The organism is Amycolatopsis sp. FU40 (assembly GCF_021903635.1).
GTDB lineage: Bacteria > Actinomycetota > Actinomycetes > Mycobacteriales > Pseudonocardiaceae > Amycolatopsis > Amycolatopsis dendrobii.
Map to the genome: position 1 here is coordinate 3,613,047 of NZ_CP091381.1, position 12,709 is coordinate 3,625,755.

Genomic DNA, 12,709 nt, shown 5'->3' on the forward strand with positions numbered 1-12,709 from the left:
GGTCAGACCTTGTCGATGCTGGACAGGGCCACGGTCAGCTCGGTGTGCACGGCCTCGAACCGGTCCACGTGCTCGGCGGGCGGCAGCGTGTCGAGGTCGTCGAGCCCGGCGACGGCCTCGTCGATGCCCGCCCGCGGGTCAGTCTGCTGCGGGCCGGGTCCGGGGATCGGCGGGGGTCCGGGAACCGGCCGCGGAACGTTCGGGTGCACAGCCCCAAACTACCAGTCAGGCCAGCCCGAGCCCGGCTACCGCCGCCGCGGCCGCGTCGCCGTCCGCGCGCACCTGCGCGACCCCGGTGCGCCACGCCGAATCGCACAGCGCGCGCAGCAGGTCGAGCTTGTCCCCCTCGCCGCGGACGGTCAGCACGTCGCTTTCGCTGATCTCCCAGCCGGTTTGCTTCCCGACGCGCAATTCGTCCACCGGCCGCGCGAGCGCGGTGAGGTCGGCGCCGAGATGCGTCGGCCGTTCCGCCGGAATGGCGGTGAGCAGCGTCGCGGGAGTCGCGATGCCGGTGAGGACGCACAACGAGTCGAGCCCCGCCGCGACCGCACCCGCGATGTCGGTGTCGAGCCGATCCCCGACCACCAGCGGACGCTTCGCTTCCGCCGACCGCGCAGCCGTCTCGAACAACAGCGGCTGCGGCTTTCCCGCGACGACCGGCTCCGCCCCGGTGGCGATCCTGAGCGCCCCGACCATCGACCCGTTGCCCGGCATCAGCCCGCGTTCGGTGGGCAGCGTGGTGTCGGTGTTCGTGGCGACCCACAGCCCGCCCGCCCGGATCACGATGCTCGCCTCGGCGAGGTCCGCCCACCCGGTTTCCGGCGAATGTCCTTGCACCACCGCGGAAACGTCGTCGCCCGCGGTCCGCACCGGCTCCAGTCCGGCCGCGGAGATCTGGTCGCCGAGCGAGGCGGTGCCGACGATGAGCACCTTCGAGCCGGCGGGCAGCCGGTCCCGAAGGAGTCCGGCTGCCGCCTGAGCGCTCGTGTGCACCTCTCCGGTGTCCGCGGAGATCCCGAGGTCCCGGAGATGCTCCGCGACCGCCGACGGGGCTTTGGACGCGTTGTTGGTCACGAACCGGACCGCCGTGCCCTGCTCGCGCACGGCGGCCACGGTTTCCGCGGCGCCCTCGATCACCTGCGGCCCGTGGTAGACGGTGCCGTCGAGATCGAACAGCAGCGCGTCGTAAGCCACGTCAGTCACCCGACTCGCTGGAACCGTCCGCCTGATTCGCGTTCGCCTCGTTCGCGAGGTCCGCGGCCCGCTCGGCGGCGTCGGTCTCGTCCTCGGCGTCGGCCTCCGCGGCGTTGAGGAACCACTGCACGGCCTCTTCCTTGCGCCCGGCAGCCTCGAGGTTGTCGGCGTAGGCGTAGAACAGGCGCGCGCTCCACGGATCGCGCTTGGCCGCCTGGAGGTCCGGCCCCTGCAATGACACGACCGCCGCGTCCAGCTGCCCGAGATCGCGCCGCGCGCCCGCCGCGACGATCGCCAGCTCGACCTGGGTCGCCTTGGTGAGCCGTTCCTTGTCGGTCTCCTTGGCGAGGTCGAGGGCGCGCTCCGGACGGCCGAGCGCGCGCTCGGCGTCCGCGATGATCGCGATGTGCTCGTCGCTGCGCGTCATCCGCCGGACGGCGCGCAGTTCCGACAGCGCTTCCTGCCAGTTGCCCGCGTGGTAGGCGACCAGCCCGAGCCCTTCGCGGACGATCGGCACCCGCGACGCCTTGGTCTTCGCGTACCGGGCGTGCTCGAGCGCCGCCTCCGGGTCCTCGTCGACCAGCCCGCCCGCGGCGACCAGATGCTTCCCGACGGTCTCGGCGAGGCCCTTCGGCAGGGTCCGCAGTTCCCGGCGGACTTCTTCGTCGAGGTCGGAGAACTCGATGTCCTCGGGCAGTTCCGGCGCTTCGAGCAGTTCGCGGGCGAGTGCCGCGTCCTGCTCCTCGACGGTCACCGGACGCTTGCCGCGGGGACGCTCGTCCCTGCGGTCGCGCCGGTCGTTGCGGCTGTCGCGGTTGTCCCTGCCGCCCCGGTTGTCGCGATCGCTGCGGTTGTAGCGGTCTTGCCGCTCGCCACGGTCCTCCGCGTCACGCCGTTCCTGGCGCTCAGCAGCCTCGACGCTCTCGCGCCGGTCCCCCGCACCCGACTCGACGTCAGCGGCGCCCGAGCCCGCGATCACCTCGTCGACCACCGCGGATTCCTCGACCGCTGCCGACGAGGTCTCCTCGGCCTCGTCGCGCCGCCCGCGGACGCCCTCGTCCTGACGCTCGTTCCGGAAGCCGCCGTCGCGCTGGTCCTTCCGGAACGCGCCCGAACGCTCGTCCCGGCGATCCCCGCCAGGTCGCCTGTCGCCGGCCCGGTCGTCGCGACGGAACCCGCCGGACCGCTCGCCCCGGTAGCCGCCCTCGTCCCGGCGGTCATTGCGGAATCCGCCGGAGCGGTCGTCCCGCCGATCGCCGCGGTAACCGCCTTCGTCCCGGCGGTCATTGCGATATCCGCCGGAGCGGTCGTCCCGCCGGTCCCCGCGGTAACCGCCTTCGTCCCGCCGGTCGTTGCGGAACCCGCCGGACCGGTCGTCCCTGCGGTCGTCGCGCCGGTCATTGCGGAAGCCGCCCGAACGGTCGTCCCGCCGGTTGTCGCGGCGGTCGCCGGAGCGGTCGTCCCGGCGATAGCCGCCTTCGTCGCGGCGGTCGTTGCGGAACCCGCCCGGACGGTTGTCCCGGCGCTCGTCGCGATCGTTGCGGAACCCGCGGTCGTCGCGCCGGTTCCCGCCGGAACGATCGTCCCGGAATCCACCGGATCCCCGGTTCCCGCCGCGGAACCCACCGTCGCGGGGCCCGCGGTCGTCCCGATCCCGGAAGCCGCCCGGCTTGCCACTGCGATCGTCGCGGTATCCGCCCGGCTTGCCACTGCGATCGTCGCGGTATCCGCCCGGCTTGCCGCCGCGATCGTCGCGGTATCCGCCGGGCTTGCCGCCCCGGTTGTCGCGATCGCCGTAACCGCCGCGGCGGTCGTTGTCCCGGAACCCGCCGGACCCGCGCCGATCGTCGCGGAACCCGCCGCCTTGGGAGTCTTTGCCGCGATATCCGCCCGGACCGCGCCGGTCGTCGCCGCCGCGCCGGTCGTCGTTCCAGCGCCCGCCGGAGCGCTCCCCGTACGACGACTTCCCCTGCGGCCGCCCGCCGCGATCGCCGTAGGACTTCCCCTCCGGACGATCACCGTAGGACGACTTGCCGGGTCCGCCGGAGCGCTCGCCGTAGGACGAGCGTCCCTCCGGACGCCCTGAGCGGTCGCCGTAAGACTTGCCTTGCGGCCGGTCGAACTCGCGCTTGCCGCGGGGGCGGAAGTCGCGGTCGTCGTCGCGTTTCCCGGCGTAGCCGCGGTTCTCGCGGGGGCCGTCGCCGCGGCCGGGGCGGCCGGCGAACCCGCCGGACCCGCGTGCGCCGCGATCGTCCCGCCGGGGCCGGCCCTGGTGGCTGTCCCGCCCGCCGCGGTCCTGCCGCGCGCCGCGCCGGTCTCCCCGGGGCGCGTCGGACCGGCCGCCGCGGGAGTCCTGGTCGCGGCGAGCCGACCGACCGGACCCCTCATCCGCTGAGTCACGTCGACCGAACTCGGACACCTGGCCTCCTGCCATAGACAACTCTGGAATTCTGAGGAAGGCCCTCCGTACGAGGGCCGATTCACTATCCTACGGGCCCGTTCGGAGCAACCTCGCGCGGGCGGACCTCAGCCGCCTCGCGCGCTGCCCGAGCGGACGCGAACATGAGTCTGGGCCCCGGGAGAACCACGGGGGTTCTCGGACCGGGGCCCAGACTGTCAGGTTGAGTTCGGCGGTGTCCTACTCTCCCACAACCCTTCGGTTGCAGTACCATCGGCGCAGTCAGGCTTAGCTTCCGGGTTCGGAATGGGACCGGGCGTTTCCCTGACGCTAAAACCACCGAAACACTCCGAAACAACACACACCCGCCACATGAGTGACAGCCGGCGTGGTGTTTCAGAACCGTAGAGTGGATGCGAGCGATCTTTGTGGGCAAGTCCTCGGCCTATTAGTACCAGTCAACTCGACAACACATTACTGTGCTTCCATTTCTGGCCTATCAACCCAATCGTCTCTTGGGGGCCTTAACCCACATGGGGTGGGATACCTCATCTTGGAACAGGCTTCCCGCTTAGATGCCTTCAGCGGTTATCCCTTCCGAACATAGCCAACCAGCCATGCCACTGGCGTGACAACTGGCACACCAGAGGTCCGTCCGTCCCGGTCCTCTCGTACTAGGGACAGCCTTCCTCAAGTATCCTGCGCGCGCGGCGGATAGGGACCGAACTGTCTCACGACGTTCTAAACCCAGCTCGCGTGCCGCTTTAATGGGCGAACAGCCCAACCCTTGGGACCTACTCCGGCCCCAGGATGCGACGAGCCGACATCGAGGTGCCAAACCATGCCGTCGATATGGACTCTTGGGCAAGATCAGCCTGTTATCCCCGGGGTACCTTTTATCCGTTGAGCGACACCCCTTCCACCAGGAGGTGCCGGATCACTAGTCCCGACTTTCGTCCCTGCTCGACATGTCTGTCTCACAGTCAAGCTCCCTTGTGCACTTGCACTCGACACCTGATTGCCAACCAGGCTGAGGGAACCTTTGGGCGCCTCCGTTACCCTTTCGGAGGCAACCGCCCCAGTTAAACTACCCATCAGGCACTGTCCCTGAACCAGATCATGGTCCGAGGTTCAGATTCCCAATCCGACCAGAGTGGTATTTCAACAACGACTCCACACCCACTAGCGTGAGCGCTTCACAGTCTCCCACCTATCCTACACAAGCCGAACCGAAAACCAATACCAAACTATAGTAAAGGTCCCGGGGTCTTTCCGTCCTGCCGCGCGTAACGAGCATCTTTACTCGTAATGCAATTTCGCCGGGCCTGTGGTCGAGACAGCCGGAAAGTCGTTACGCCATTCGTGCAGGTCGGAACTTACCCGACAAGGAATTTCGCTACCTTAGGATGGTTATAGTTACCACCGCCGTTTACTGGCGCTTAAATTCTCAGCTTCACCCACAAAGTGAGTTAACCGGTCCTCTTAACGTTCCAGCACCGGGCAGGCGTCAGTCCATATACATCGTCTTGCGACTTCGCATGGACCTGTGTTTTTAGTAAACAGTCGCTTTCCGCTGGTCTCTGCGGCCAACCACCCCTCCGTCCGCACGGGACTTCAAGATGCTTGGCCCCCCTTCTCCCGAAGTTACGGGGGCATTTTGCCGAGTTCCTTAACCACAGTTCACCCGATCGCCTTGGTATTCTCTACCTGACCACCTGTGTTGGTTTGGGGTACGGGCCGTGCATGCACTCACTAGAGGCTTTTCTCGACAGCATAGGATCACCCACTTCGCCTCAAACGGCTACGCATCACGTCTCAGCCTATATGCCATGCGGATTTGCCTACATGACGGCCTACACGCTTACACCAGGACAACCATCGCCTGGCGGAGCTACCTTCCTGCGTCACCCCATCGCTTGACTACTACGGAATCAGGTCCCACGCTCCACACACGGAATCCGTCCGAAGACCTCAACCGCGGCTTCGGGTGGTTAGTGTCAACCGCCTCGCCATGGGCGCACATGCTCGGGTACGGGAATATCAACCCGTTGTCCATCGACTACGCCTGTCGGCCTCGCCTTAGGTCCCGACTTACCCTGGGCGGATTAGCCTGGCCCAGGAACCCTTGGTCATCCGGCGGCAGAGTTTCTCACTCTGCATTCGCTACTCATGCCTGCATTCTCACTCCCGCACCCTCCACGACTCGCTTCCGCGGCCGCTTCCCTGGATGCAGGACGCTCCCCTACCCACCCGTGCCACTGCACCAACCCCGAAAGATTGGCGGATGTATCGCACGAGTGACACAGCTTCGGCGGTGTGCTTAAGCCCCGCTACATTGTCGGCGCAGGACCACTTGACCAGTGAGCTATTACGCACTCTTTCAAGGGTGGCTGCTTCTAAGCCAACCTCCTGGTTGTCTGGGCAATCCCACATCCTTTCCCACTGAGCACACACTTAGGGGCCTTAGCTGGTGTTCTGGGCTGTTTCCCTCTCGACGACGAAGCTTATCCCCCGCCGTCTCACTGCCGCGCTCTCACTAACCGGTATTCGGAGTTTGGTTGATTTCGGTAACCCGGTAAGGCCCCTAGACCATCCAGTAGCTCTACCCCCGGCAAGAAACACGCGACGCTGCACCTAAATGCATTTCGGGGAGAACCAGCTATCACGGAGTTTGATTGGCCTTTCACCCCTACCCACAGCTCATCCCCTCAGTTTTCAACCTAAGTGGGTTCGGGCCTCCACGACGTCTTACCGTCGCTTCACCCTGGCCATGGGTAGATCACTCCGCTTCGGGTCTAGACCACGCGACTCAATCGCCCTATTCAGACTCGCTTTCGCTACGGCTACCCCACCCGGGTTAACCTCGCCACGCAGCACTAACTCGCAGGCTCATTCTTCAAAAGGCACGCCATCACCCAACAAGTGAGCTCTGACGGCTTGTAGGCACACGGTTTCAGGTACTCTTTCACTCCCCTCCCGGGGTACTTTTCATCTTTCCCTCACGGTACTCGTCCGCTATCGGTCTCCAGGAAGTATTTAGGCTTACCGGGTGGTCCCGGCAGATTCACAGCAAATTCCACGAGCTCGCTGCTACTCGGGAACACCAGACAAACACACGCAACATGTTTTCGCGTACGGGACTCTCACCCACTCCGGTCCGCCATCCCAAGCGGTTCCACTAACACGCGCGCACATTCCGAGGACTGTCAGATCCTCGACGCTGGGTCCCACAACACCGCCTGCACAACGCCTGACAGCTTGACATGCAAACGGTTTAGCCTCTTCCGCTTTCGCTCGCCACTACTCACGGAATCACTTTTGTTTTCTCTTCCTGCGGGTACTGAGATGTTTCACTTCCCCGCGTTCCCTCCGCACCGGCTATATATTCACCGGCGGGTAACACCACATCACTGGTGCTGGGTTTCCCCATTCGGAAATCCTCGGATCACAGCTCGGTTGACAGCTCCCCGAGGCATATCGCAGCCTCCCACGTCCTTCATCGGCTCCTGAAGCCAAGACATCCACCATGTGCCCTTAACAACTTGACCACAAAGATGCTCGCATCCACTCTACAGTTCTCAAACACCACACCAGAAACAACGTGTGTTGCCTCAGGACCCAACAGCGCGCCAGCGAACAAGACCTCGCCCGGATCCGGCCGGCCGACGTTCCACGCGGGACAAACCCGCAGTACTGATCAGCAGCGTCTCCACCGCAAGAACCCATAACCAGTAGTTCCACAATTCCTTGAGCAACCCGAGCAGAAACACAGTCGGCTTCTCGGCTCGAGCCACTCCCAGCACGATGACTGGGATGTGTTGTGCTCCTTAGAAAGGAGGTGATCCAGCCGCACCTTCCGGTACGGCTACCTTGTTACGACTTCGTCCCAATCGCCAGTCCCACCTTCGACCACTCCCTCCCTTGCGGGTTGGGCCATGGGCTTCGGGTGTTACCGACTTTCATGACGTGACGGGCGGTGTGTACAAGGCCCGGGAACGTATTCACCGCAGCGTTGCTGATCTGCGATTACTAGCGACTCCGACTTCACGCAGTCGAGTTGCAGACTGCGATCCGAACTGAGACCGGCTTTAAGGGATTCGCTCCACCTCGCGGTATCGCAGCCCTCTGTACCAGCCATTGTAGCATGTGTGAAGCCCTGGACATAAGGGGCATGATGACTTGACGTCATCCCCACCTTCCTCCGAGTTGACCCCGGCAGTCTCCCACGAGTCCCCGCCATGACGCGCTGGCAACGTAGGATAAGGGTTGCGCTCGTTGCGGGACTTAACCCAACATCTCACGACACGAGCTGACGACAGCCATGCACCACCTGTACACCAACCACAAGGGAAGCCCCATCTCTGGGGATGTCTGGCGCATGTCAAGCCCAGGTAAGGTTCTTCGCGTTGCATCGAATTAATCCACATGCTCCGCCGCTTGTGCGGGCCCCCGTCAATTCCTTTGAGTTTTAGCCTTGCGGCCGTACTCCCCAGGCGGGGCGCTTAATGCGTTAGCTACGGCACGGACAACGTGGAATGTCGCCCACACCTAGCGCCCAACGTTTACAGCGTGGACTACCAGGGTATCTAATCCTGTTCGCTCCCCACGCTTTCGCTCCTCAGCGTCAGTATCGGCCCAGAGACCCGCCTTCGCCACCGGTGTTCCTCCTGATATCTGCGCATTTCACCGCTACACCAGGAATTCCAGTCTCCCCTGCCGAACTCAAGTCTGCCCGTATCGACTGCACGCTGAAGGTTAAGCCTCCAGATTTCACAGCCGACGCGACAAACCGCCTACGAGCTCTTTACGCCCAATAATTCCGGACAACGCTCGCACCCTACGTATTACCGCGGCTGCTGGCACGTAGTTAGCCGGTGCTTCTTATCCAGGTACCGTCACTTGCGCTTCGTCCCTGGCGAAAGAGGTTTACAACCCGAAGGCCGTCATCCCTCACGCGGCGTCGCTGCATCAGGCTTGCGCCCATTGTGCAATATTCCCCACTGCTGCCTCCCGTAGGAGTCTGGGCCGTGTCTCAGTCCCAGTGTGGCCGGTCACCCTCTCAGGCCGGCTACCCGTCGTCGCCTTGGTAGGCCATTACCCCACCAACAAGCTGATAGGCCGCGGGTTCATCCCATACCGCCGGAACTTTCCACCCCCCACCATGCGGTGAAAGGTCATATCCGGTATTAGACCCAGTTTCCCAGGCTTATCCCAGAGTACAGGGCAGATTACCCACGTGTTACTCACCCGTTCGCCACTCATCCCCGGCCGAAACCGGTTCAGCGTTCGACTTGCATGTGTTAAGCACGCCGCCAGCGTTCGTCCTGAGCCAGGATCAAACTCTCCAACAATGAACAGTTCGATCGAGACTACTTCTCAATCATTCTCAAAGGAAACCCCGACGAGGGGGTTTCATATAAGCTCTACTGGCTTAGTTCACTAGCACACTGTTGAGTTCTCAAGCAACACACCCCGAACCAAACCCGACCCCCGCGAGGGCGAGCCTGACCGAAGCGGTCATTCCTAGCAGTTTTTGGTGGGACACCCACTCAATCACCCTAGAGGCGAGAGCTTGGTTCGTGTCCCGGCGGCCGCCCGGTTTCCCTGGCGACTTGAAGAACTTTACACGCCCTCCCAGGGCCCGAAACAGGGGGGTCCCTTAACTGCGTTCCCGCAGGTCAGAGCCCCTGTTTCGGGCCGAGGGCGGAGATCAGCCCCCGACGCGGACGCCGGCGACCGTGCGCTTGCCCTTGCGGACCACGAGCCAGCGGCCGTGGAGGGCGTCGGAAGCCGAGGGCTTCCACTCCTCGTCGGCGATCTTCACGTTGTTCACGTACGCGCCGCCCTCCTTCACGGTCCGCCGCGCCGCGCCCTTGCTGTCCACCAGTCCCCCGGCGAGCAAAAGATCGACGATCGTGGCGTCACCAGCGGGCTCGACCTGGCCGTTCGGGACCTCGGCCATCGCCGCGTCGAGCGTCGGGCCGTCGAGGTCGGTCAGCTCGGCGCGGCCGAACAGGGCCTGGCTCGCCGCGATGACCTGGCGCGTCTGGTCCTCGCCGTGCACCAGGTTCGTGAACTCCTCGGCCAGCCGCTTCTGCGCGGCGCGCAGGTGCGGGCGTTCCTCGGTGTCCTTCGCCAGCGCGTCGATCTCCTCCCGGTCGAGGAAGGTGAACAGCCGCAGGTAGCGGAGCACGTCGGCGTCGCCGACGTTCACGAAGTACTGGTACCAGGCGTACGGCGAGGTCAGCTCCGGGTCGAGCCACACGTTGCCGCCGCCGGTGGACTTGCCGAACTTGCGGCCCTCGGCGTCGGTGACCAGCGGCGCGGTCAGCGCATGCGCGGTGCCGCCCTCGACCCGGCGGATCAGGTCCACGCCGCCGACGAGGTTGCCCCACTGGTCCGAACCGCCGACCTGCAGCTTGCAGCCGTGCTTGCGGTACAGCTCCAGGTAGTCCTGCGACTGCAGCAGCAGGTAGCTGAACTCGGTGTAGGACATGCCGTCGCCCTCGAGGCGGCGCTTGACCGTCTCCCGGTTCAGCATCACGTTCACCGAGAAGTGCTTGCCGACGTCCCGCAGGAACTCCAGCGTGTTCTGCTTCGCGGTCCAATCGAGGTTGTTCTCGACGATCGCGCCGGTCGGCGAATCGTCGAAGTCCACGAACCGCTCCAGCTGCCCGCGGATCCGCCCGGCCCAGTCGGCGACGACGTCCAGGGTGTTGAGCGTGCGCTCCCCGTTGTCGCGGGGGTCGCCGATCATCCCGGTGGCACCGCCGGCCAGCACGATCGGCCGGTGCCCGGCGCGCTGGAACCGCTTGAGCATCAGCAGCGGGACGAGGTTGCCGGCGTGCAGGCTGGGCGCGGTCGGGTCGAAGCCGCAATAGAGCGTGAGCGGGCCGCGGTCGAGTTCTGCGCGCAGGGCGTCGATGTCGGTGGATTGCGCGATCAGGCCGCGCCAGGACAACTCGTCAAGGATGTGCTCACTCACACCTGTAGATGATCCCCCACCAGGTCAAACGACTATCCCGCGGGTCGCACCTGCCGGCGTTTCCCGCCGCGGCGGTAGGTCGAGACGGCTGGTGAGCCGTCGATCCAGAACCGCCACGGCGTGTCCATCGCCATCGCGACGCCGACGCGCGGGCCGGTGCGCACGTTGTCCGCGGGCACGCGCTCGCCGGCGCGCAGCCGCACCGGCGACCCGGGATCGGTGAGATCGAGACCGTTCTGCTCGCGCGCGAGGCCCAGCACCGAGGTGAGGATGGCCGGGCCCTTGGCGAGTTCGCCGTTGCCGCGCGCGTTCGGCCGCCGCTTCCGCACGATGTCCGCGCCCTCGACGACCTCGCCGGCGCGCAGCAGCACCGCGCCCGGCTGGCCGTCCTCCGTGCCGACGACGTTCGCGCAGAAGTGCATGCCGTAGACGAAGTAGACGTAGAGGTGCCCGGCCGGACCCCACATCACCGCGTTGCGCGGGGTTTTCCCGCGATAACAATGCGAAGCGGGATCGTCGAGCCCGCGATAGGCCTCGACCTCGACGAGCCGCACTCCGATCCGGCCCTCGGGCGCGTCGGCCTCGAGGACGGCACCGAGCAGCAGCCGAGCCAGGTCGACCGGGTCCAGTGCCAGTTCTTCGCGCCGGAACAACCGGTCCACACGCACTCCCCTCGTCAGGCCGCCAGCCTAACCAGCGGCCTGCCGGCAGATCACTTCAGCCACTGCCGATGCGCCGCGACGCGCTCGACCAGGCGCTCCCGCTGCTCGGCGACCCGGTCCGGCGCGGTGCCGCCGCGAGCGTCGCGCGAACGCACCGAACCTTCGACGGTGAGGACCTCGCGCACCGCAGGAGTGAGCGCCGGGTTGATGGCCTGGAATTCCTCGTCGGTCAGTTCGTCGAGCCCGGCCCCGCGCGCCTCCGCGACCCGCACGCTCTCCCCCGCCGCCTCGTGCGCGACGCGGAACGGCACGCCCTGGCGCACCAGCCATTCGGCGATGTCGGTGGCCAGCGTGAACCCGGCCGGAGCCAGTTCGGCGAGCCGGTCGGTGTGGAAGGTGAGGGTGCCGAGCATCCCCGCGATCGCCGGGAAGAGCAGTTCGAGCTGTTCGACCGAGTCGAAGACCGGTTCCTTGTCCTCTTGCAGGTCGCGGTTGTACGCGAGCGGCTGGGCCTTGAGCGTGGCGAGCAGGCCGGTGAGGTTGCCGATCAGCCGTCCGGCCTTGCCGCGGGTCAGCTCCGCGACGTCCGGGTTCTTCTTCTGCGGCATGATCGAACTGCCGGTGGCCCACGCGTCGTCCAGCGTGACGTAGCCGAACTCGGCGGTGTTCCAGATGATCACCTCTTCGGCGATCCGCGACAGGTTCACCGCGAGCATCGCGACGGCGAACGCGAACTCGGCGACGAAATCGCGCGAGGCGGTGCCGTCGATCGAGTTCTCCACGCTGGTGTCGAAGCCCAGTTCGGCGGCCACCGCTTCCGGGTCGAGGCCGAGCGACGAACCGGCCAGCGCGCCCGAACCGTACGGCGATTCCGCGGTGCGGGCGTCCCAGTCGCGCAGGCGGGAGACGTCGCGCAGCAGCGACTGGCCGTGAGCCATCAGGTGGTGCGCGAGCAGAACCGGCTGTGCGTGCTGCAGGTGGGTGCGCCCGGGCAGGATCGCGTCCGGATGCCGGGCCGCCTGCGACACCAGCGCGTCGATCACGTCGAGCGTGCCCGCGACCACCCGGCGGGCGGCGTCGCGCAGCCACATGCGGAACAGCGTCGCGACCTGGTCGTTGCGGGAACGGCCTGCCCGCAGCTTGCCGCCCAGCTCGGCGCCGGCGCGTTCGAGCAGACCGCGTTCGAGCGCGGTGTGGACGTCCTCGTCGGCGATCGTCGGCGTGAACGCGCCGGACGCGACGTCCTGCGCCAGCGTGTCGAGCGCGTCCAGCATCCCGGCCAGTTCCGCTTCGGTGAGCAGCCCCGCCTTGCTCAGCACGCGGGCGTGCGCGCGCGATCCGGCGATGTCGTAGGGCGCCAGGCGCCAGTCGAAGTGGGTCGAGGCGCTCAGCGCCGCCATCGCCTCGGCCGGCCCGCTGGCGAACCGGCCGCCCCACAGCTGCACCGGCTGGTCTTTCCCGCTCACGTTC

6 protein-coding genes and 3 rRNA genes are annotated in these 12,709 nt (G+C 66.0%); all 9 read right to left on the bottom strand.

The window, feature by feature from the left end; genetic code table 11:
- Positions 1–2: 2 nt before the first annotated feature.
- Entirely contained in the window at positions 3–209 is a 207-nt protein-coding gene (locus L3Q65_RS17470; RefSeq protein WP_009079580.1) for a hypothetical protein, read from the bottom strand.
- A gap of 16 nt (positions 210–225) precedes the next feature.
- Complete coding sequence (locus tag L3Q65_RS17475; RefSeq protein ID WP_237600265.1) at positions 226–1,203, bottom strand: HAD-IIA family hydrolase; 978 nt, start codon at positions 1,201–1,203, stop codon at positions 226–228.
- Positions 1,196–3,613 (bottom strand): hypothetical protein, encoded by a 2,418-nt coding sequence (locus tag L3Q65_RS17480; protein ID WP_237600266.1) that lies wholly within the window; start codon positions 3,611–3,613, stop codon positions 1,196–1,198. The genes L3Q65_RS17475 and L3Q65_RS17480 overlap by 8 nt, the downstream gene beginning before the upstream one ends.
- 206 nt (positions 3,614–3,819) lie before the next feature.
- Positions 3,820–3,936: ribosomal RNA gene (rrf, locus tag L3Q65_RS17485) — 5S ribosomal RNA — on the bottom strand.
- Positions 3,937–4,020: 84 nt separating this feature from the next.
- Positions 4,021–7,140, bottom strand: a 23S ribosomal RNA gene (locus L3Q65_RS17490).
- Positions 7,141–7,423: 283 nt separating this feature from the next.
- Positions 7,424–8,943, bottom strand: a 16S ribosomal RNA gene (locus L3Q65_RS17495).
- Together the 16S, 23S and 5S rRNA genes form the textbook arrangement of a ribosomal RNA operon.
- Before the next feature lie 359 nt (positions 8,944–9,302).
- Positions 9,303–10,577: a tyrosine--tRNA ligase gene (tyrS, locus tag L3Q65_RS17500; protein ID WP_182895229.1), complete on the bottom strand. Its 1,275-nt coding sequence runs from the start codon at positions 10,575–10,577 to the stop codon at positions 9,303–9,305.
- Positions 10,578–10,609: 32 nt separating this feature from the next.
- Entirely contained in the window at positions 10,610–11,245 is a 636-nt protein-coding gene (locus L3Q65_RS17505; protein WP_182895230.1) for a DNA-3-methyladenine glycosylase, read from the bottom strand.
- A 44-nt stretch (positions 11,246–11,289) separates the two neighbouring features.
- Positions 11,290–12,705: an argininosuccinate lyase gene (gene argH, locus L3Q65_RS17510; protein ID WP_182895231.1), complete on the bottom strand. Its 1,416-nt coding sequence runs from the start codon at positions 12,703–12,705 to the stop codon at positions 11,290–11,292.
- Positions 12,706–12,709 lie beyond the last annotated feature (4 nt).